21 protein-coding genes are annotated in these 19,824 nt (G+C 54.4%); 18 read left to right on the forward strand and 3 right to left on the reverse strand.

Features of this window, described 5'->3' with window-relative positions; genetic code table 11:
- The first annotated feature begins 108 nt into the window (after positions 1–108).
- From acuI to fis, 11 genes are all read left to right on the forward strand, one after another.
- Positions 109–1,086 carry an acrylyl-CoA reductase (NADPH) gene (acuI, locus tag ACT3RT_RS11730; RefSeq protein WP_485902102.1) on the forward strand — a complete coding sequence of 326 codons (978 nt, stop codon included), beginning with the start codon at positions 109–111 and terminating at the stop codon, positions 1,084–1,086.
- A 168-nt stretch (positions 1,087–1,254) separates the two neighbouring features.
- Positions 1,255–2,256, forward strand: coding sequence for a protein-methionine-sulfoxide reductase catalytic subunit MsrP (gene msrP / locus ACT3RT_RS11735; protein WP_353500743.1), 1,002 nt, complete (start codon positions 1,255–1,257; stop codon positions 2,254–2,256).
- Between the two features lie 19 nt (positions 2,257–2,275).
- Entirely contained in the window at positions 2,276–2,878 is a 603-nt protein-coding gene (gene msrQ, locus ACT3RT_RS11740) for a protein-methionine-sulfoxide reductase heme-binding subunit MsrQ (RefSeq protein WP_353500742.1), read from the forward strand.
- Positions 2,879–3,119: 241 nt separating this feature from the next.
- Complete coding sequence (gene aroQ / locus ACT3RT_RS11745; protein WP_485902099.1) at positions 3,120–3,572, forward strand: type II 3-dehydroquinate dehydratase; 453 nt, start codon at positions 3,120–3,122, stop codon at positions 3,570–3,572.
- A gap of 33 nt (positions 3,573–3,605) precedes the next feature.
- Positions 3,606–4,073, forward strand: coding sequence for an acetyl-CoA carboxylase biotin carboxyl carrier protein (gene accB, locus ACT3RT_RS11750; RefSeq protein ID WP_034786647.1), 468 nt, complete (start codon positions 3,606–3,608; stop codon positions 4,071–4,073).
- Between the two features lie 11 nt (positions 4,074–4,084).
- Positions 4,085–5,434: an acetyl-CoA carboxylase biotin carboxylase subunit gene (gene accC, locus ACT3RT_RS11755; protein ID WP_353500741.1), complete on the forward strand. Its 1,350-nt coding sequence runs from the start codon at positions 4,085–4,087 to the stop codon at positions 5,432–5,434.
- Between the two features lie 65 nt (positions 5,435–5,499).
- Positions 5,500–5,763, forward strand: a complete 264-nt coding sequence (locus ACT3RT_RS11760; protein WP_353500740.1) for a YhdT family protein — start codon at positions 5,500–5,502, stop codon at positions 5,761–5,763.
- On the forward strand, positions 5,753–7,198 hold the full coding sequence (gene panF / locus ACT3RT_RS11765; RefSeq protein WP_353500739.1) for a sodium/pantothenate symporter: 1,446 nt from the start codon (positions 5,753–5,755) through the stop codon (positions 7,196–7,198). The genes ACT3RT_RS11760 and panF overlap by 11 nt, the downstream gene beginning before the upstream one ends.
- A gap of 42 nt (positions 7,199–7,240) precedes the next feature.
- Positions 7,241–8,125, forward strand: coding sequence for a 50S ribosomal protein L11 methyltransferase (gene prmA / locus ACT3RT_RS11770; RefSeq protein WP_034786641.1), 885 nt, complete (start codon positions 7,241–7,243; stop codon positions 8,123–8,125).
- 449 nt (positions 8,126–8,574) lie between these two features.
- Positions 8,575–9,540, forward strand: a complete 966-nt coding sequence (dusB, locus tag ACT3RT_RS11775; RefSeq protein WP_034786639.1) for a tRNA dihydrouridine synthase DusB — start codon at positions 8,575–8,577, stop codon at positions 9,538–9,540.
- A gap of 21 nt (positions 9,541–9,561) precedes the next feature.
- Positions 9,562–9,858 carry a DNA-binding transcriptional regulator Fis gene (gene fis / locus ACT3RT_RS11780; protein WP_004097144.1) on the forward strand — a complete coding sequence of 99 codons (297 nt, stop codon included), beginning with the start codon at positions 9,562–9,564 and terminating at the stop codon, positions 9,856–9,858.
- A gap of 57 nt (positions 9,859–9,915) precedes the next feature.
- Here fis and ACT3RT_RS11785 read toward each other — a convergent pair whose 3' ends face one another.
- Positions 9,916–10,833, reverse strand: a complete 918-nt coding sequence (locus tag ACT3RT_RS11785) for a bestrophin family protein (RefSeq protein ID WP_353500738.1) — start codon at positions 10,831–10,833, stop codon at positions 9,916–9,918.
- A 439-nt stretch (positions 10,834–11,272) separates the two neighbouring features.
- Between ACT3RT_RS11785 and lpxP the strand changes: the two genes are divergently transcribed.
- The 6 genes from lpxP (at position 11,273) to ACT3RT_RS11815 (ending at position 17,592) form a co-directional block, all read left to right on the forward strand.
- Entirely contained in the window at positions 11,273–12,196 is a 924-nt protein-coding gene (gene lpxP, locus ACT3RT_RS11790; protein ID WP_353500737.1) for a kdo(2)-lipid IV(A) palmitoleoyltransferase, read from the forward strand.
- A gap of 126 nt (positions 12,197–12,322) precedes the next feature.
- Positions 12,323–13,012, forward strand: a complete 690-nt coding sequence (locus ACT3RT_RS11795; protein WP_485902093.1) for a CTP synthase C-terminal region-related (seleno)protein — start codon at positions 12,323–12,325, stop codon at positions 13,010–13,012.
- Positions 13,013–13,384: 372 nt separating this feature from the next.
- The gene (locus tag ACT3RT_RS11800; RefSeq protein ID WP_353500735.1) at positions 13,385–14,410 is read left to right on the forward strand and encodes an amino acid ABC transporter substrate-binding protein; all 1,026 of its coding nucleotides are present in this window, start codon (positions 13,385–13,387) and stop codon (positions 14,408–14,410) included.
- 114 nt (positions 14,411–14,524) lie between these two features.
- Positions 14,525–15,703 (forward strand): amino acid ABC transporter permease, encoded by a 1,179-nt coding sequence (locus ACT3RT_RS11805; RefSeq protein ID WP_353500734.1) that lies wholly within the window; start codon positions 14,525–14,527, stop codon positions 15,701–15,703.
- Between the two features lie 9 nt (positions 15,704–15,712).
- A complete protein-coding gene (locus tag ACT3RT_RS11810; RefSeq protein WP_485902090.1) occupies positions 15,713–16,822 on the forward strand; it encodes an amino acid ABC transporter permease in 1,110 nt (369 codons plus the stop codon).
- 8 nt (positions 16,823–16,830) lie between these two features.
- On the forward strand, positions 16,831–17,592 hold the full coding sequence (locus tag ACT3RT_RS11815) for an amino acid ABC transporter ATP-binding protein (RefSeq protein WP_485902088.1): 762 nt from the start codon (positions 16,831–16,833) through the stop codon (positions 17,590–17,592).
- 76 nt (positions 17,593–17,668) lie between these two features.
- Here ACT3RT_RS11815 and ACT3RT_RS11820 read toward each other — a convergent pair whose 3' ends face one another.
- Both ACT3RT_RS11820 and ACT3RT_RS11825 read right to left on the reverse strand, forming a co-directional pair.
- Positions 17,669–18,358, reverse strand: a complete 690-nt coding sequence (locus ACT3RT_RS11820; RefSeq protein WP_353500732.1) for an LrgB family protein — start codon at positions 18,356–18,358, stop codon at positions 17,669–17,671.
- The gene (locus ACT3RT_RS11825) at positions 18,351–18,773 is read right to left on the reverse strand and encodes a CidA/LrgA family protein (RefSeq protein ID WP_034786623.1); all 423 of its coding nucleotides are present in this window, start codon (positions 18,771–18,773) and stop codon (positions 18,351–18,353) included. Before ACT3RT_RS11825 ends, ACT3RT_RS11820 begins: the two co-directional genes overlap by 8 nt.
- A 147-nt stretch (positions 18,774–18,920) precedes the next feature.
- On the opposite strand from ACT3RT_RS11825, the gene ACT3RT_RS11830 reads away from it, so the two are divergent.
- Positions 18,921–19,823, forward strand: coding sequence for a LysR family transcriptional regulator (locus ACT3RT_RS11830; RefSeq protein WP_485902085.1), 903 nt, complete (start codon positions 18,921–18,923; stop codon positions 19,821–19,823).
- Position 19,824 lies beyond the last annotated feature (1 nt).

A 19,824-nucleotide genomic window follows, 5' to 3' on the forward strand; every position in this document is an offset into this window, starting at 1 on the left:
CAGTGGCACCGTTTTTGTCTCATATCAGTCCCTATCCCCCCTATTGCGTTATATTCATAGCATAGCAACTGCATAAACAATCAATTGATAAATCTTATGGAGCTCAAAATGCGCGCACTTTTATTACAGCAAGACGCAGGCCAGACCCTTTCCAGCGTGGGTGATATCAGCATAGATGATTTGCCGGAAGGCAATGTGGTGGTCGATGTTGACTGGTCGAGCCTCAATTATAAAGACGCAATGGCAATCACCGGCACGGGGAAAATTATCCGCCAATTCCCGATGGTGCCCGGCATCGATTTCGCCGGTCGGGTCAGTAGCAGTGAAGACTCACGCTTTAGCGTGGGTCAGCAGGTGATCCTCACTGGCTGGGGCGTGGGCGAAAACCACTGGGGCGGGCTGGCAGAAAAGGCGCGCGTTAAAGCTGACTGGCTGGTGCCGCTGCCGGAAGGTCTGGACTCGCGCCACGCGATGATTATCGGCACCGCCGGATTCACCGCCATGCTCTGTGTCATGGCTTTGGAGGAAGGCGGCGTGCTGCCCGACAGCGGCAAAGTGATTGTTAGCGGTGCCAGCGGCGGCGTAGGCAGCACGGCGATCACTCTGCTGTCGACCCTCGGCTATGACGTGGTGGCGATCAGCGGGCGCGCCAGCAATACCGAATATCTCAAGCAGCTCGGCGCGAAAACCGTGCTGTCGCGCGAAGAGTTCAGCAAAGAAGGCCGGGCGCTGGATAAACAGCTGTGGGCCGGCGCCATCGACACCGTCGGCGACCACACGCTGGCAACCTTGCTGTCGCAAACGGTCTACGGCGGTACGGTGGCGGCCTGCGGTCTGGCGGGCGGTTACCAGCTTCCCACCACGGTGATGCCATTTATTCTGCGCAACGTTCGCCTGCAAGGGGTAGATTCTGTGATGTGTCCGCTGCATCGTCGAATGGACGCCTGGGAGCGCCTGACCCAGACTCTTCCTGCTTCGTTTTATGAGCAAGCCGCTACGGAAATCAGCCTTGAACAAGCGCCAGCGGCGGCCGCCGGAATTATGGCCAACACCATTACGGGCCGCACTCTGGTCAAGGTGCGCTAACAGCTAAGCCAATCAGCAGCGCAGGAAAACTCTCCCTGCGCTGCTTGGTTCCCTTCTCCTCTGAAATTTCGTATTTTCCCCAGTCCTCTCGCCAAAAATCGATTTAACAGCCATTCTTAAACCAGAATCCTCAGTAACAATAATGATTAAGAAATTCTGGAGTACGCCATGAACAATTCCCGCAAACTGACTGAGGCAGACGTCACGCCTGAAAGCATCTTTCACGATCGTCGCAAAGTATTGCAGGCACTGGGCCTTAGCGCAGCGGCGCTGGCCCTTCCCCAGACCGCCAAGGCCGACATCTCATCCTGGTTCAAAGGCCACGACCGGCCGAAAGCGCCAGCCGGAAAGCCTTTGGACTTCACCAAGCCCGCCGCCTATCAAAATGACCTGACGTTAACGCCAGAAGATAAAGTCACCGGCTACAACAACTTCTACGAGTTTGGTCTGGATAAAGCCGACCCGGCCGCCAATGCGGGCCAGTTGGTGACCTCGCCGTGGAAAATCGTGATTGATGGCGAAGTCGGCAAGCCGATCACCCTCGATATGGATGACATCATGAAACGCTTCCCGCTGGAGCAGCGTATCTACCGGATGCGCTGCGTCGAGGCGTGGTCAATGGTAGTGCCGTGGATTGGCTTCCAGCTGAGCAACATCATCAAGTTAGCCGAGCCGACCGGCAATGCGCGCTTTGTGGCGTTTAAAACCTTATATGACCCGGAACACATGCCGGGCCAGAAAGACCGCTTTATCGGCGGCGGGCTGGATTACCCTTATGTTGAAGGGCTGCGGATGGATGAAGCCATGCACCCGCTCACCATGCTGACCGTCGGCGTCTACGGCAAGGCCCTGCCACCGCAAAACGGCGCGCCAATTCGCCTGACCGTGCCGTGGAAATATGGCTTTAAAGGCATCAAGTCTATCGTCAATATCAGCCTGACCAAGAACCAGCCGCCGACGACATGGAACCAGATTGCGACCAATGAGTACGGTTTCTACGCCAACGTGAACCCGCACGTCGACCATCCGCGCTGGTCACAGGCCACCGAGCGTTTCATCGGCTCTGGCGGTATTTTGGATGTTAAACGCCAGCCGACGCTGCTGTTTAATGGCTATGGCGATCAGGTGGCGTCGCTGTACCGCGGCCTCGATTTGCGCGCGAACTATTGATGATTTTGAGGGAAATGCGATGCGGCGTTTAAGCCTGACACAAATTAAATGGCTGAAGGTGGTCATCCATCTGGCGGCGTTCTTACCCTTTATTTGGCTGATATTGTCGATTAATCAGGGCTGGTTTAGTGCAGATCCATCGAAAGATATTCAGCATTTTACCGGTAGGATGACTCTGAAATTGCTGCTGGCGACGCTGCTTATTACCCCCGTTGCGCGTTATGGTAAACAGCCGCTGTTGATGCGCGTGCGCAGATTAGTGGGTTTGTGGTGCTTTGCGTGGGGAACGCTGCATCTTCTCAGCTATTCGTTCTTAGAGTTGGGCATTAACAATTTGGCGCTGCTGGGCAGTGAATTGATTTCGCGGCCCTATCTGACATTGGGCATTATCAGCTGGATAATCTTGCTGGCGCTGGCCTGCACCTCGACATTATGGTCGCAGCGCAAGCTGGGGGCGAAATGGCAGACATTGCACAACTTAATTTATGTGGTCGCCATTTTGGCACCGATTCACTACATGTGGTCAGTGAAAATTATCTCGCCACAACCCATCATCTACGCGGCAATTGCAGCGATCTTGTTAGCATTACGCTACAAAAAATTCCGCCAATGGCTGCGTTAACGGGCTTAACTTTTCTGTGTTCTACCCCGCATAATCCCACAGTCTAAACCCTCAGTAGCATTCTGAGGGTTGATTATCTTCGCTGATAAGACCAGTATTTAGCTGCGAATTGCCACGATATCATTATAATGCCCGACCTCATGCTGATGAGCAGGGTAGATTTGCCGCGAAATAGGTGACAAATCGGTGACATCAGGGTATTTTCTACAATCTTTGTCTAATTGCCGGAGATAGGCTCACAATGGCGCATAAGTTTGACATTTTGCTTCTAAACGGTCCTAACCTGAATTTGTTAGGGACGCGTGAGCCTGAAACCTACGGCAGCACTACGCTCAACGATATAGTTAAAGGTTTGGAGCAGCAGGCAGTCGCCGCAGACGTCGCGCTTAGCCATCTGCAATCCAACGCAGAGCACCTCCTGATTGATAGAATCCATCAGGCACGCGGAAACACTGATTTTATTTTGATCAATCCCGCAGCCTTTACCCATACCAGCGTAGCGCTACGCGATGCGTTGCTGGCAGTGCAGATCCCGTTTATCGAGATCCACCTGTCGAATGTTCACGCCCGCGAGCCGTTCCGGCATCACTCCTATCTATCTGATATCGCAGTGGGCGTTATCTGCGGACTTGGCGCAGATGGCTACCATTTTGCTTTACAGGCAGCGGTTAACCGCTTGTCTAAAACCCATTAATTTTTTTCGCAAAAAGAGTACGGAATCACACCCATGGATATTCGTAAAATTAAGAAACTGATCGAACTGGTTGAAGAGTCAGGCATTTCTGAACTGGAAATTTCTGAAGGCGAAGAATCAGTACGCATCAGCCGTGCAGCACCTGCGCAAGCTTACCCAATGATGCAACAAGCGTACGCAATGCCTGCGCCACAACAGCAACCGGGTCTGGCTGCTGCAGTTGCACCAGCGGCGGCGCCAGCTGAAGCCGCACCGGCTGCGATCAGCGGACACATCGTTCGTTCACCGATGGTGGGTACTTTCTACCGCACGCCAAGCCCGGACGCGAAAGCCTTCGTGGAAGTCGGCCAGAAAGTTAACGCAGGTGATACCCTGTGCATCGTTGAAGCAATGAAAATGATGAACCAAATCGAAGCAGACAAATCTGGCGTGGTTAAAGCCATTCTGGTGGAAAGCGGCCAACCGGTTGAATTCGACGAGCCGCTGGTCGTCATCGAATAACGAGGCGTACCATGGTAGATAAAATTGTTATCGCGAACCGCGGCGAGATCGCGCTACGTATTTTGCGTGCCTGTAAAGAGCTGGGCATCAAAACGGTAGCCGTGCACTCAACTGCCGACCGCGACCTGAAGCACGTACTGCTGGCAGATGAAACCGTCTGTATCGGTCCTGCACCTTCAGTAAAAAGCTATCTGAACATCCCGGCAATCATTGCTGCAGCTGAAATCACTGGCGCGGTGGCTATCCACCCTGGCTACGGTTTCCTGTCCGAAAATGCCGACTTCGCTGAACAAGTTGAACGCTCTGGCTTCATCTTCATCGGCCCGAAAGCTGAAACTATCCGCCTGATGGGTGACAAAGTTTCCGCCATCGGCGCGATGAAAAAAGCCGGTGTTCCTTGCGTACCAGGTTCTGACGGCCCGCTGGGCGAAGATATGGACCAAAACCGCGCCTATGCAAAACGCATCGGTTACCCGGTCATCATCAAAGCCTCTGGCGGCGGCGGTGGTCGTGGTATGCGCGTAGTTCGCAGCGACAAAGATCTGGAACAATCCATCAACATGACCCGTGCGGAAGCCAAAGCGGCTTTCAACAACGACATGGTGTACATGGAGAAGTACCTGGAAAACCCACGCCACATCGAAATTCAGATTTTGGCTGACGGTCAGGGCAACGCGATTTATCTGGCAGAACGTGACTGCTCCATGCAGCGTCGTCACCAGAAAGTTGTCGAAGAAGCGCCAGCACCGGGCATCACGCCTGAGCTGCGTCGTTACATCGGCGAGCGTTGTGCGAAAGCGTGCGTAGACATTAACTATCGCGGCGCGGGTACCTTTGAGTTCCTGTATGAAAACGGCGAGTTCTATTTCATCGAAATGAACACCCGTATTCAGGTTGAGCATCCTGTGACTGAAATGATCACCGGCGTTGACTTGATCAAAGAGCAGCTGCGTATCGCTGCCGGTCAGCCGCTGTCGATCAAACAGGATGAAGTACGCATTCAGGGCCACGCGGTCGAATGTCGTATCAATGCTGAAGATCCAAATACCTTCCTGCCAAGCCCGGGTAAAATTACCCGCTTCCACGCTCCTGGTGGCTTTGGCGTGCGCTGGGAATCGCATATCTACGCTGGCTATACCGTGCCTCCGTACTACGATTCCATGATCGGCAAACTGATCACTTACGGTGAAAACCGTGACGTGGCGATTGCCCGCATGAAAAACGCATTGGCTGAACTGATCATCGACGGCATCAAAACCAACGTTGATCTGCAAATGCGCATCATGAGCGACGAGAACTTCCAGCACGGTGGAACCAACATCCACTATCTAGAGAAGAAGCTCGGATTGCAGGAAAAATAAGACCGTACCTTGCGTACTCTCTTACCAAGGCCGGATATTCCGGCCTTTTTTCATTTGGGACTTTTATGATGAAGACTCAAGACACTGACCCACGTTTTCGACAAGCCAATCGCGAAGCGCGCTGGGCCTTTGGGCTGACGCTGGCCTACTTGCTGGCCTGGTGTCTGGCGGCCTATTTGCCCGACGACAAGCAGGGGATCACCGGGCTGCCCCACTGGTTCGAAATGGCCTGTTTGTTGGTTCCGCTGATTTTTGTGTTACTAAGCTGGCTGATGGTGCGGGTGATTTACCGCGACATTTCGCTCGAGGACACTCCCCATGCAGACTGAAGTTTTACTTCCTCTTATTGCCTATCTGCTGCTGGTCTTTGGCCTGTCGGTTTATGCCTATACCCGCCGTCAGGCCGGTAATTTCCTCACTGAATACTTCCTCGGCAACCGCTCTATGGGCGGCTTCGTCTTAGCCATGACCCTGACCGCGACCTATATCAGCGCCAGTTCGTTTATTGGCGGGCCGGGCGCGGCCTACAAATTTGGGCTGGGCTGGGTGCTGCTGGCGATGATTCAGCTGCCCGCCGTGTGGCTTTCTCTCGGCATCCTGGGCAAGAAATTCGCTATTTTGGCTCGCCGTTATAACGCGGTGACGCTCAACGACATGCTGTACGGCCGTTACAAAAGCCGCCTGCTGGTCTGGCTGGCGAGCCTGAGTCTGCTGGTTGCCTTCCTCGGCGCCATGACCGTGCAGTTCATCGGCGGCGCGCGCTTGCTGGAAACCGCGGCGGGCATCCCTTACGACACCGGCCTGCTGATTTTCGGCATCAGCATCGCGCTCTACACGGCCTTCGGCGGCTTCCGCGCCAGCGTGCTCAATGACGCCATGCAGGGTTTGGTGATGCTGCTCGGCACCATTTTGCTGCTGATTGCGGTGATCCACGCGGCGGGCGGCTTGCACAGCGCGGTCGATAAATTGCAACAAATTGACCCTAAACTGGTGTCGGTCAGCGGCGCGGATGACGTGCTGTCGCTGCCGTTCATGGCCTCGTTCTGGATCCTGGTCTGCTTCGGCGTAATTGGTTTGCCGCACACCGCCGTGCGCTGTATCTCCTACAAAGACAGTAAGGCAGTGCATCGCGGCATCGTGCTCGGCACGCTGGTGGTGGCGATTTTGATGTTCGGCATGCATCTGGCCGGCGCATTAGGTCGCGCTATCCTGCCTGATCTTAAAATCCCGGATCAGGTGATCCCCACCTTGATGATCACCGTGCTGCCGCCTTATGCCGCCGGGATCTTCCTTGCTGCACCCATGGCCGCGATTATGTCGACCATCAATGCCCAGCTGTTGCAGTCCTCGGCGACGATTGTTAAAGATCTCTATCTTGGCATTCGCCCTGCAGAAATCACCAATGAGAAACGCCTCAAACGCTTCTCAAGCTGGGCGACCTTTGTGCTTGGTCTGCTGGTGCTACTGGCGGCATGGCGCCCACCGGAAATGATTATCTGGCTGAATCTGCTGGCTTTTGGCGGCTTAGAAGCCGTGTTCCTGTGGCCGCTGGTGCTGGGGCTGTACTGGGAACGCGCCAATGCCACCGGCGCGCTTAGCTCAATGATTGTTGGCGCGGTTTGTTATACCCTGCTTGCCAGTTTCGACCTGCACCTTGCCGGTCTGCACCCGATTGTGCCGTCGCTGACCCTGAGTCTGCTGGCGTTTTACATCGGCAATAAATTTGGCGATGCGCGCGCAGAAGCCGCGCTCAAGCCGTCCTGAGGGGCGGCAAACTATTTACTGCAAGCTTAAAAGAGAATTGCTATGCCTTGGATCCAACTGAAAATTAACACCACCGGTAATGACGCGGAAACGCTGAGCGACGCGCTTATCGAAAGTGGTGCGGTATCCGTGACTTTCCAGGATACCCATGACAATCCGGTGTTCGAACCCCTGCCGGGCGAGACGCTGCTGTGGGGCGATACCGACGCTATCGGTCTGTATGACGCAGAAACCGACATGGCGGAAGTGGTGGCTATGCTCGAAAACGAGCCGCTGCTGGGCAAAGGCTTTGTGCATAAAATCGAGCAGTTGGAAGATAAAGACTGGGAGCGCGAGTGGATGGATAACTTCCACCCAATGCGTTTCGGCCAGCGTCTGTGGATCTGCCCGAGCTGGCGCGACGTGCCGGACCCAACCGCCGTCAACGTAATGCTCGACCCGGGTCTGGCCTTCGGCACCGGCACCCACCCGACCACCGCCATGTGCCTAGAGTGGCTCGACGGTTTAGATTTACAGGGTAAGACGGTGATCGACTTCGGCTGTGGCTCCGGCATTCTGGCGATTGCCGCTCTGAAACTGGGTGCTGCGCAGGCTATCGGTATTGATATCGACCCGCAGGCGATTCAGGCCAGCCGTGATAATGCGCAGCGTAACGGCGTCTCCGAGCGTCTATCGCTCTATCTGCCAAAAGACCAGCCGGACAACCTGTCGGCCGATGTAGTGGTCGCTAACATCCTTGCAGGCCCACTGCGCGAGCTGGCGCCCCTTATCAGCGTACTGCCAGTAGCAGGCGGCCATCTGGGGCTGTCCGGCGTGCTGGCAAGTCAGGCGCAGGGCGTCGCAGAAGCCTATGAGGCGCTGTTCGAGCTAGACCCAGTGGCTGAAAAAGAAGAGTGGTGCCGCATTACCGGCGTCAAGAAAGCCTAATACTCCGCCGCCCGCAGGCTTAAATGCTCACCGGGCGGCGCTTTTCTGTTTTATTGCCCCGCCCTGCTTTTTCGACTCTCCCGGCCTTGGCTTTTTATCTCAAACATAGGGTTATGGATTCTTACTAAAAATGACTCATTTTTTGACCACGGTGAGAGGTGGGTCACGGAAATTTTGCGGTTATTGCTACTTAAAACAGCAAATTTAGCCTTAGATTCAACTGGCTTAACCTGCATATACAGCGAGTTTTAAGGAATTTTCATAAGCGCACAATTTAGCCTTTATTCATTAACCCTATGTTAAGTCTCAATAAAAACCCATAACCCAGACCTCAGAGGCCTAATGCAAGCATTTTCTTAGGTTATTGGTTAAAGTTTGGCCTTTCATCTGGATTCAAAAATGCGTAATATACGCGCCCTTGCGGACATCAGTATGGTCATTCCTAGTCTATGCGCATCGGACACCACCAACTTACAAATTGCCTGATTGCGGCCCCAATGGCCGGTATAACAGACCGACCGTTTCGTGCCTTATGTCATGCGATGGGTGCTGGGATGGCTGTTTCCGAAATGCTCTCTTCCAATCCGGAAGTGTGGCGTACGGATAAATCCCGTTTGCGTATGGTACATAGCGATGAACCGGGAATCCGGGCCGTGCAAATTGCCGGTTGCGATCCCGAAGATATGGCGGCAGCTGCCCGAATTAACGTGGACAGCGGTGCGCAGATCATTGACATCAATATGGGTTGCCCGGCCAAGAAAGTGAACCGCAAACTGGCAGGATCTGCCTTGTTGCAGTATCCGGATTTGGTCAAACAGATCCTCTCTGCCGTTGTGAATGCGGTAGATGTGCCAGTCACGTTGAAAATTCGTACTGGTTGGGCACCGGAACACCGTAACTGTGTACAAATTGCACAATTGGCTGAAGACTGTGGAATTCAGGCCCTGACGATTCATGGCCGAACCCGTGCTTGTCTCTTCAATGGAGAGGCAGAGTACGACAGCATTCGGACAGTTAAGCAGAGTGTTTCCATTCCGATTATCGCGAATGGCGACATAACTGACCCGCATAAAGCCAGGGCGGTACTCGACTACACCGGAGCTGATGCTCTGATGATTGGACGTGCCGCTCAGGGGAGACCCTGGATCTTCCGGGAAATCCAGCATTATCTGGACACAGGGGAACTGTTACCGCCGCCACCACTTGGGGAGGTTCAGCACTTGTTATTAGGGCATGTACGGGAATTGCACGACTTTTATGGTCAAGGCAAGGGATTCCGTATCGCTCGTAAGCATGTTTCCTGGTATCTCCAGGAGCATGCCCCGAATGACCAGTTTCGGCGCTCCTTCAACGCCATAGAGGATGCCAGCGAACAGCTGGAGGCGTTGGAAGCATATTTCGAAAATCTTGCGTAACAAAAAAGAGCTGACAGAACTATGTTCGAACAACGCGTGAATTCTGACGTACTGACCGTTTCTACCGTTAATTCTCAGGATCAGGTAACCCAAAAACCCCTGCGTGACTCGGTAAAACAAGCACTTAAGGGCTATTTTGCTCAATTGAATGGTCAGGACGTGAATGACCTGTATGAGTTGGTATTGGCTGAAGTTGAACAGCCACTGTTAGACATGGTGATGCAATATACCCGTGGCAACCAGACTCGTGCGGCCCTGATGATGGGTATCAACCGCGGTACGCTGCGTAAGAAATTGAAAAAATACGGCATGAACTGATACTAATCAGTTGTGTTGATAAAAGGCGCTTTTCCGCAAGGAGAGCGCCTTTTTGTTTTAGCTCAGCCGGTAATGTTGGTCCGGCTTAATGTGCTCCGGCAGTGGGTGCACGTCATTCATTTCTAACAGATTGATCTCGATATTCCGGCACATCGCGGTCAGCGGTAAATCGTTATCTGCCGTGCCGAACGGGTCTTCCAACTCTTCCGCTAAGGCATCAATTGAGATAAAGGTGTAGGAGATAAACACCGACACCAAAATCGTCATATAACCCAGTGCCGGAGCCAGTGCGAACGGCAGCAAGGTGCAGAACAGATAAACCGTGCGATGGACTATCAGGCTGTAGGCGAAAGGTATCGGCGTGTTGGCAATGCGCTCGCAGCCGCCCAGCACGTGGGAAAGCTCATTAAGGTTGCGGTCGACGCTGTGGAAGAGCATATCGCTCAGCCGCCCCTGCTGGCGCTGCTCGGCAAGCCATTTGCCCATGAGTAGCAAAAGACGATTAGCCGGAGTCGGGCTGTTCAACACCTCAGTAGCCACTTCAGCGGGCAGCAGGCGCTGCATATCCTTGGCGGCATCCTCCCCACGCAGCTGGTGCTTCAACGCGTAACTAAAAGCTATCTGCAACTGGCTGAAGGCGGCGACGGCCTGCGGCGAGTCCGCCAGCAGGCTCTTTACCTGCCGAAATAGCGAGCGATGTGTGATCAGCAAGCTTCCCCATAACAGCCGGGCTTCGTTAAAGCGCGCGTAGCTGGCGCTGTTTCTAAAACCAAGGAAGATGGCGATGGCGATGCCCAGTAAGCTAAACGGGGCCAGCGTCAGGCGGATGCCCAATGCTTCGTAAATCTGCACGCTGAACACCGCGACAATCGACATACCGAAGTTCAGGCTGAGGCGGAAAAGAATGTTTGAAAGCACGGCGCCGTGCCAGACAAACAGGCGGCGGAACCAGTGTTGATGGGGACGAACGATCATAAAGAGTTAATGCGGTGGGAATAGAATGTGAAATATTTTACAGAGAAGCGGCCGTTTGCCCAGCACAATCACCTTCAGACTTCTCCTATTGCATAATTTACAAAGCTTACAATCGCTCAAACCATTAATTCTAAGACTATTTTAACGCCTGACAAAATAAGATACGAATTAGTGTTGTTATCGGACGATTCCCCACTCAGGATTGATAACAGAGCGTGATATACTTCACACCTAAAGTCGTATTCGCCCCGCTCATCGCCTACGGAAAGCCTTTTAGCCCGCGATCCCGTCTTTTAGTGTAAAGATTGCGTCAAGTTCGGCGTTGTTTAAAACATTTGCCCACTTTCGTTGTCCCAATCTTTGACACACCCCCTGTATCGCGATCGAGCTACTTCCAACGCGGTACCTCAGATTTAATTATGCCGATGATTGAGCTTATATGACTTCACCATCTTGCTTTCGCAAATCGTTTCTCCACCCGCGTTACTGGCTGACCTGGTTTGGCTTGGGCGTCCTGTTCCTTCTTGTTCAACTGCCTTATCCGGTCCTTTACCGCCTTGGTAACTGGCTTGGCCGCACCTCGATGCGTTTCCTCAAACGCCGTGTCTCCATCACTCGCCGCAATTTAGAACTCTGTTTCCCTAATCTTGATGAAGCTCAAATTGAGCGCCGCATTCTCAGCAATTTCGAATCGCTGGGCATGGGCCTGCTGGAGACGGGAATGGCGTGGTTCTGGTCGGACGCCCGCGTAAAACGCTGGTTTGACGTCAGTGGCCTGAATCACCTGAAAATGGCGCAGCAGAACAAGAAAGGCGTACTGGTGATTGGCGTGCATTTCATGTCGCTTGAGCTGGGTGGCCGTGCCATGGGCATTTGTCAGCCGATGATGGCGATGTATCGCCCACACAACAATAAAGCGATGGAGTTCGTGCAGACTTGGGGACGCATGCGCTCCAATAAAGCGATGCTGGATCGCAAAGACCTGCGCGGTATGGTTCATGCGCTGAAGAAAGGTGAAGCCGTATGGTTCGCTCCGGACCAAGACTACGGCCCGCGTGGCAGCGTATTTGCTCCCCTGTTCGCCGTCGATCAGGCAGCCACCACCAGCGGCACCTACATGCTGGCGCGTCTGGCGAAACCGGCTCTGGTCACCGTGGTGCTGGTGCGCAAAGACAAGGGTAAAGGCTATGACCTGGTTATCCAGCCTGCTCTGCAAGATTACCCAATCGATGATGAAATGGCGGCCGCGGCCTACATGAATCGCGTGGTGGAAAAAGAGATTATGCGCGCACCAGACCAGTATCTCTGGCTGCATCGCCGCTTTAAAACCCGCCCAACGGGAGCGCCTTCACTCTATCTCTAAGCAGTGAATCGCCATGCATTAAGCCCGTCCAGCAATGGTCGGGCTTTTTTATTGATGAAAATAATTCTCATGACGCCAAGTTAACTTTTCTATAACATTCTCTTTTACCTGCTCAGGAGAGAAGTGATGAGTCAGCAAGTCCGTTTGGCACTAATCGGCGACCACAACCCCGCCATTCTTGCCCACCAAGCTATCCCCCTTGCATTAAACCTCGCAGCACAAACTTTCGACCTTGATATCCACACCACCTGGCTTAACACCGACACCATTGACGCTGAGCTTTCACTTGAAGAGTTCGATGCGTTCTGGTGCGTGCCCGGCAGCCCTTACCTTTCTACCGAAGGTGCATTGCGCGCCATTCGCTATGCGCGCGAGCAGCAGAGGCCGTTTCTCGGCACCTGTGGCGGCTTCCAGCATGCGATTATCGAGTATGCCCGCAACGTGATGGGCTGGCGGGATGCGGGCCATGGCGAAACCGATACCGAAGGTCGGCTGGTGATTGCCGCGCTGGCCTGCGAAATGGTGGAGAAGAAAGCGGGTATTACTCTGCTGGCCGACAGCACCGCGGGCCGCGCCTACGGTAAGTTGGATATCGAAGAGGGCTATCACTGCCGCTACGGGATTAACACTGAGTTTCAGGCCGCGCTGGAAGCTCAGCCGCTGCGCCTGACCGGCCACGACCAGCAGGGTGAAATCCGCGTGATCGAGTTGCCAAACCACCCGTTCTTCGTCGCCACGCTCTTCCAACCGGAACGCGCCGCGCTAAAAGGCCAGCTCCCGCCGCTGGTTGGCGCATTGATTCAAGCAGCCCTGTAATACCCCGGCTCTCAGGCGCCCGCCTGAGAGTTTTTTAATTCCACTTTCCTCTCATTTTGACCTTCCATATAGCGCTTATAGATTAGCCATGGCTCACTCAGCGGAACCAGAGTGAGATCCAGTTCCAAATAGTAAAATAAGCCGCACCACTTTGTTGCAGCAATATTGACCACGCACAGGATTGGGGCAATAAATCCTATAACGCAAATCAATGTTACTGTGCGAAACAATCACAGAACCCAATAGATAAGCGTTTTTGCATGTTGGCATTGCCTTTGCAATGTCCCGTGCAGAGGGCAATGCCCCGCAACGGACAGGGTGCCTCGCGCATTCATACAATAATAATTTTGGTTATGTCTCACAGGACGACTTATGAAAAAAATACTGCTTTCTACCCTTATTGCTGCTGCCAGCATGATGACGCTGGCAGGTCAGGCTCACGCAGGCACAACTCTGGACGCTGTGAAAAAGAAAGGCTTTGTTCAATGTGGGATAAGTGACGGCTTACCGGGTTTCTCTTACGCTGATTCAAAAGGGAAATTCACCGGCATCGACGTCGACGTCTGTCGCGCCATCGCCGCCGCCGTTTTTGGTGATGCGGAAAAAGTAAAATACACCCCACTGACCGCCAAAGAGCGCTTTACCGCCCTGCAATCTGGCGAAGTGGACATCCTCTCCCGTAACACCACCTGGACCTCATCGCGTGACGCGGGTATGGGCATGATCTTCGCGGGCGTTAACTACTACGACGGCATTGGATTCCTCACCCATAAGAAAGCCGGTTTGAAGAGTGCTAAAGAGCTTGATGGCGCAACCGTTTGCATCCAGGCCGGTACTGACACTGAGCTGAACGTGGCCGACTACTTCAAAGCCAATAAAATGACCTACACCCCGGTGACTTTCGACCGTTCCGACGAAAGCGCCAAGGCGCTGGACTCCGGCCGCTGCGACACGCTGGCCTCTGACCAATCCCAGCTTTACGCTCTGCGTATCAAGCTCGGCAAGCCAGATGACTTCATCGTGCTGCCAGAAGTGATCTCCAAAGAGCCTTTAGGCCCGGTGGTTCGCCGTGGCGATGAAGACTGGCTGGAGGTAGTGCGCTGGTCACTGTTCGCCATGCTGAATGCCGAAGAGATGGGCATTACTTCTAAAAACGTTGAGCAACTGGCCGCTAACCCGACTACGCCGGACATGAGCAACCTGTTAGGTAAAACCGGCAAATACGGCGAAGACCTGAAATTGCCTAATGACTGGGTGGTGAAAATCGTTAAACAAGTCGGTAACTACGGCGAAAGCTTCGACCGCAACGTCGGCGAAGGCAGCGAACTGAAAATCAAACGCGGGCAAAACGCATTGTGGAATCAGGGTGGGATCCAGTACGCACCACCGGTTCGCTAATTCCCTTCTTTATTGGGAATCCAAGCAGTTGAATTAAATAAGTAATGATAAAAAACGACGCGCTGGCCGTTCCCCAGCGCGCCGTTTTCAGGCTTCATCTCTGAGGTACTTTCTATGCCACAACGCCCAGCTAGAAAAGGTGCGTTATCGCTGACCAACCCAGCCGTGCGCGCGTGGATCTATCAGATCATCGCCGTCGTCGTGCTGGTTGCCTGTCTCGGCTATCTGCTGCACAACACCATCACCAACCTGACAACACGAGGCATCACCTCGGGCTTTGCTTTCCTCAATAGCGGCGCAGGTTTTGGTATCGTTCAACATCTTATCGACTATCAGGAAGGGGACACCTACGGCCGCGTGTTCGTGATTGGCCTGCTTAACACGCTGCTGGTTTCGGCACTCTGTATCGTTTTTGCTTCAATCCTCGGTTTTATTATTGGGCTGGGTCGCCTGTCGGAAAACTGGCTGATCCGCAAAGTTTCTACCCTTTACATTGAGATCTTCCGCAACATCCCGCCTCTCCTGCAAATCTTCTTCTGGTACTTCGCCGTCTTGCGCAACTTGCCCGGCCCTCGTCAAAGCCTTGAGGCTTTTGGCGTGGCCTTTATTAGCAATCGCGGGCTGTATCTGCCCTCTCCCGAGCTGGCTCCGGGCAGTCTGGAGAGTGGCATCGCCCTGCTGCTGGCGCTGTTTGGCATCTGGGCGTTGAAGCGTTACAACCATTTCCGCCAGATCCACACGGGGCGGGTATGGCGTATTTGGCCGTGGGCGATTGCCATGCTGGTGATCTTCCCGGCATTGGCGCACCTGTTCTTCGGGCCTGCGGTTCACTGGGACATCCCGGCGCTACGCGGATTTAACTTCCGCGGTGGCATGGTGCTTATCCCTGAATTGGCCTCGCTGACGGTGGCGCTGTCGGTCTACACCTCGACCTTTATTGCCGAAGTGATTCGCTCGGGCATTCAGTCGGTTTCCCACGGCCAGCATGAAGCCGCGCGCTCCCTCGGCCTGCCGAATCCGGTGACGCTGCGTCAGGTGATTTTGCCGCAGGCAATGCGGGTGATTATTCCGCCGCTGACCAGCCAGTACCTGAATATCGTTAAAAACTCCTCACTGGCGGCCGCCATCGGGTATCCCGACATGGTGTCGCTGTTTGCTGGAACGGTGCTCAACCAAACCGGCCAGGCTATTGAAACTATTGCTATTACCATGTCCGTCTACTTGATCATCAGTCTGGCGATTTCGTTCTTAATGAACATCTACAACCGGCGCATCGCGCTGGTCGAACGTTAAGGGAATCGAATGACGATGAGCACACTCCCCTCTGCCATGCCCACCAATAAGCACCCGGCCTCGGTTGGCGGCGCTTTGCTGTGGATGCGAAAAAACCTGTTCTCCAGCTGGTTCAATAGCTTACTGACGATTTTCTGCCTGTGGCTGATGTGGCTGGTTATTCCTCCACTGCTCAACTGGGTTATTTTTCAGGCCAACTGGGTCGGTACGGCTCGCTCGGACTGCACCAAAGCAGGCGCCTGCTGGGTGTTTATCCATGCGCGCTTCGGCCAGTTCATGTATGGCCTTTACCCCTTTGAAGAGCGCTGGCGCATCAATCTGACCTTAATCGTCGGCTTGCTCACCTTGGTACCGATGTTCATTCACGCCATGCCGCGCCGTGGCCGATACATCGCCGCCTGGGTGGTGCTGTTCCCGATATTCACTTGGTTCATGCTTTATGGCGGCTTCTTCGGCCTGTCGGTGGTCGAAACACGCCAATGGGGCGGGCTGACGCTGACGCTGATCATCGCCGCAGTGGGTATCGCCGGAGCCTTGCCGCTCGGCATCTTGCTGGCGCTGGCTCGCCGCTCTCGCCTGCCGATTGTTCGCGTGCTGTCAGTGATTTTTATCGAGTTCTGGCGCGGCGTGCCGCTGATCACCGTGCTGTTTATGTCCTCGGTGATGCTGCCGCTGTTTATGCAGGAAGGGACCAACATCGACAAACTGGTGCGCGCGCTGGTTGGGGTGATTTTGTTCCAGTCGGCTTATGTCGCGGAAGTGGTGCGCGGCGGATTGCAGGCGCTGCCGAAGGGCCAGACCGAAGCCGCCGAGTCACTGGCGCTGGGGTATTGGAAAACTCAGGGGCTGGTGATTTTGCCGCAGGCCCTGAAGATGGTGATCCCCGGCCTGGTCAACACCATTATCGCGCTGTTTAAAGATACGAGTCTGGTGATCATCATCGGCCTGTTTGACCTGTTCAGCAGCGTGCAGCAAGCCACCGTCGATCCCGAGTGGCTCGGCATGTCGACCGAAGGCTATGTCTTCGCCGCCGCCGTTTACTGGATTTTCTGTTTCAGCATGTCGCGTTATAGCCAACATTTGGAAAGACGCTTTCACACCGGACGTTCCGCACACTGAGGTAAAACATGAGCGACCATCACACTATTGATGCTAAAAAAATGATGATCACCCTGGAAGACGTTAACAAGTGGTACGGACAGTTCCACGTGTTGAAAAACATCAACCTGCGCGTGAAGCCGGGCGAGCGCATCGTGCTATGCGGCCCGTCTGGCTCGGGGAAGTCCACCACCATCCGCTGCATTAATCATCTGGAGGAGCACCAGCAGGGCCGGATCGTCGTGGACGGCACCGAGTTAAACGACGATCCGCGCAATATCGAGCGCGTTCGTACCGAAGTCGGCATGGTTTTCCAACATTTCAACCTTTTCCCGCACCTGACGGTGTTGCAGAACTGCACGCTGGCGCCCTGCTGGGTGCGCAAGATGCCGAAGAAGGAAGCCGAAGAGCTGGCCATGCACTACCTGAAACGGGTACGCATTGCCGAGCACGCGCACAAGTTCCCCGGCCAGCTTTCCGGCGGGCAGCAGCAACGCGTCGCCATCGCCCGCTCCCTCTGCATGAAGCCGAAAATCATGCTGTTCGACGAACCGACTTCCGCACTGGATCCGGAAATGGTGAAAGAAGTGTTAGACACCATGATCGGACTCGCCGAGGAAGGCATGACCATGCTGTGCGTGACCCATGAGATGGGGTTCGCAAGAACCGTCGCGGACCGCGTGATCTTTATGGATCGCGGGGAGATCGTAGAAGAAGCCCCACCAATGGAGTTCTTCGCCGCACCGAAATCAGCAAGGACCAGGGAGTTTTTATCACAGGTGATTCATTAATTTAGGGCTAGTTGCTCCCTCCCCTATTTAGGGGAGGGCTGGGCTGGAGTATTTCTCACAAAGGAGCAAACCCGAACTACCACATCAAAATCCCAATTGCCGGCGCCATCACCACGGTGACAACCCCCGCCAGCATCATCACTAAGCTTGAAACCACGCCCTCTTCGGCGCCCATATCGTAGGCTTTGGCCGTGCCTGCGCCGTGGGATGACGCCCCGAGGCTCGCGCCTTTCGCTAACTTACTTTTCACCGCCAAACGCAGGAACATCATGTCGCCTATCGCCATACCGAAGACGCCGGTGATCACCACAAACAGCGCGACCAGATCCGGCTGCCCGCCCACCTGCTTCGCGGCGGCCAGGGCGAAAGGCGTGGTGATGGAGCGAACCGATAAACTGCGCTGAATCACCTCGGGCAGCGCAAACAGCCGGGCCAGCCAGACGGAGCTGAACACCGCGACCACCACCGCCGTCACCACGCCGGCAGAAAGCGACAGCCAGTGGCGGCGGATAATCGCCATATTCTCGTAGACTGGGACGGCAAAGGCGATGGTTGACGGGCCGAGTAGCCACAGCAGCCAGTGCGTCTCACCAATGTAGTCCTGCCAGCTCACGCGGGCGACCACCAGCAGCAGAACCAGCACCACCGGCGTGAACACCAGCGGCATTAATAAAAGAGTGCGGCGCTGGCGGTAAAGCTTCTTGTTGGCGTAATACAGCAACACGGTTACGACAAAACAGATGGCGCTAATAATAATGTCACTCACCGCGCACCTTCCGCTCCGCTAAACGCAGCTCCAGACGATAGATCCTGTCCACCACCAGCGACGTAATACCCAGCGTCAGAGTGGTGCTGACGGCGATCACCAAGAATATTTTCCAGCCCTCGACCATCAGCAGAGAGGTGTAATTTACCACTGCCACCACCGCAGGAACGAAGAACAGCAGCATTTCGGCCAGCAGCCAGCGGGAACCGGCTTTTACCCATTTCAGCGGCAAAATACCGGACATAATCAAGAGTAAAAGCATGAACATGCCAACGACGTTAGCTGGCAGAGGCAGATGCAACAAAGTCACCAGACGGTCCGCAACCAGATAGAGAGCCGCGTACAGCACCACCTGAATGGGGACCTGTAGACGACTTAAATAAGACGGCGCTCGAGTGCGCAACGCCAACAACATAGGAATAACCTCGGTGGGTTAAAAAGGGGAACGAAAGAAGTATACGTTGGCGGAAAACCGGTATAGAAATGAATTAAAATCATCGAAATCATTCCAAATCGGCATGTTTTGCCTTTCGCCGCAAACACGTCGATTAAGAGGATCATTATGGACGTGCGTACCCTGCGTTATTTTGTCGAAGTTGTTCGCCAACAGAGCTTTACCCGCGCGGCGGAAAAGCTGTTTGTCACTCAGCCAACCATCAGCAAGATGCTGCGCCATCTGGAGGAAGAGCTTGAATGTACACTGATTATTCGCGATGGCCGCCGCCTGAGATTGACCGACAGCGGACAGGCGCTGTATCAACGCGGACAGAACATATTGGAAGAGTTTCGCCAGCTGGAAAGCGAACTGGAGGATATCAGCACCCTCACCCGCGGGCAGTTGCGCATCGGCATCCCGCCGATGGTGGGTACCCAGATGGCCCCGCTGATTGGCGCGTTTCGCCAAAAATATCCCGGCATTGAGCTGATTATCTCCGAATTTGGCGGCCGCACGGTGCAGTCGGCGATTGTCTCCGGCGAACTGGATTTAGCCATGAACCTGCTGTCGATTGACGAAAGTCTTGGCCTCACTTCCATCCCGCTTTTTAGCTACCCCATGTGCGCCGTGGTGCCGCGCAGCGAGAAGTGGCTCAACCGCACTCGCCTGCCGATTTCTGAATTAGCCGATGAAAGCATTCTGATTTATAACGAAGATTTTGCGCTGCACGGCATGCTGATGGACAGCTTCGCGGCGCATGGATTCACGCCTAAAATTGCCACCCGCAGCGGCCAGTGGGACTTTCTGGCGGCGATGGTGCAGGCGGGAATGGGCGTGGCAATTCTGCCGGAGCCAATCTGCCGCCGTCTGGATTCAAGCCTGATGTGGATGCCTATCGAGCCGGAGATGCTGTGGAAACTAGAGCTGATTTGGCGGGAGGGAAGTTATATGTCGCACAGCACCCAGGCGTGGATTGCCATGTGTCGGGAGCACTTCAAGCAGCAGCAAAGAGACGCGCACGCCGGATAGC

Origin of the sequence: Ewingella sp. AOP9-I1-14 (genome assembly GCF_052375995.1) — a bacterium.
In the GTDB taxonomy this organism is placed as follows: domain Bacteria; phylum Pseudomonadota; class Gammaproteobacteria; order Enterobacterales; family Enterobacteriaceae; genus Ewingella; species Ewingella allii.

What these genes read in the sequence shown, in the direction of transcription:
- fis (WP_004097144.1), top strand. Translation starts at nt 9,562, where the DNA reads ATGTTCGAACAACGCGTGAATTCTGACGTACTGACCGTTTCTACCGTT.
- accC (WP_353500741.1), top strand. Translation starts at nt 4,085, where the DNA reads ATGGTAGATAAAATTGTTATCGCGAACCGCGGCGAGATCGCGCTACGT.
- ACT3RT_RS11825 (WP_034786623.1), bottom strand. Translation starts at nt 18,773, where the DNA reads ATGTTGTTGGCGTTGCGCACTCGAGCGCCGTCTTATTTAAGTCGTCTA.
- panF (WP_353500739.1), top strand. Translation starts at nt 5,753, where the DNA reads ATGCAGACTGAAGTTTTACTTCCTCTTATTGCCTATCTGCTGCTGGTC.
- ACT3RT_RS11785 (WP_353500738.1), bottom strand. Translation starts at nt 10,833, where the DNA reads ATGATCGTTCGTCCCCATCAACACTGGTTCCGCCGCCTGTTTGTCTGG.
- accB (WP_034786647.1), top strand. Translation starts at nt 3,606, where the DNA reads ATGGATATTCGTAAAATTAAGAAACTGATCGAACTGGTTGAAGAGTCA.
- ACT3RT_RS11805 (WP_353500734.1), top strand. Translation starts at nt 14,525, where the DNA reads ATGCCACAACGCCCAGCTAGAAAAGGTGCGTTATCGCTGACCAACCCA.
- ACT3RT_RS11760 (WP_353500740.1), top strand. Translation starts at nt 5,500, where the DNA reads ATGATGAAGACTCAAGACACTGACCCACGTTTTCGACAAGCCAATCGC.
- dusB (WP_034786639.1), top strand. Translation starts at nt 8,575, where the DNA reads ATGCGCATCGGACACCACCAACTTACAAATTGCCTGATTGCGGCCCCA.
- ACT3RT_RS11830 (WP_485902085.1), top strand. Translation starts at nt 18,921, where the DNA reads ATGGACGTGCGTACCCTGCGTTATTTTGTCGAAGTTGTTCGCCAACAG.
- ACT3RT_RS11815 (WP_485902088.1), top strand. Translation starts at nt 16,831, where the DNA reads ATGAGCGACCATCACACTATTGATGCTAAAAAAATGATGATCACCCTG.
- ACT3RT_RS11810 (WP_485902090.1), top strand. Translation starts at nt 15,713, where the DNA reads ATGACGATGAGCACACTCCCCTCTGCCATGCCCACCAATAAGCACCCG.
- msrQ (WP_353500742.1), top strand. Translation starts at nt 2,276, where the DNA reads ATGCGGCGTTTAAGCCTGACACAAATTAAATGGCTGAAGGTGGTCATC.
- lpxP (WP_353500737.1), top strand. Translation starts at nt 11,273, where the DNA reads ATGACTTCACCATCTTGCTTTCGCAAATCGTTTCTCCACCCGCGTTAC.
- prmA (WP_034786641.1), top strand. Translation starts at nt 7,241, where the DNA reads ATGCCTTGGATCCAACTGAAAATTAACACCACCGGTAATGACGCGGAA.
- acuI (WP_485902102.1), top strand. Translation starts at nt 109, where the DNA reads ATGCGCGCACTTTTATTACAGCAAGACGCAGGCCAGACCCTTTCCAGC.
- ACT3RT_RS11795 (WP_485902093.1), top strand. Translation starts at nt 12,323, where the DNA reads ATGAGTCAGCAAGTCCGTTTGGCACTAATCGGCGACCACAACCCCGCC.
- aroQ (WP_485902099.1), top strand. Translation starts at nt 3,120, where the DNA reads ATGGCGCATAAGTTTGACATTTTGCTTCTAAACGGTCCTAACCTGAAT.
- msrP (WP_353500743.1), top strand. Translation starts at nt 1,255, where the DNA reads ATGAACAATTCCCGCAAACTGACTGAGGCAGACGTCACGCCTGAAAGC.
- ACT3RT_RS11800 (WP_353500735.1), top strand. Translation starts at nt 13,385, where the DNA reads ATGAAAAAAATACTGCTTTCTACCCTTATTGCTGCTGCCAGCATGATG.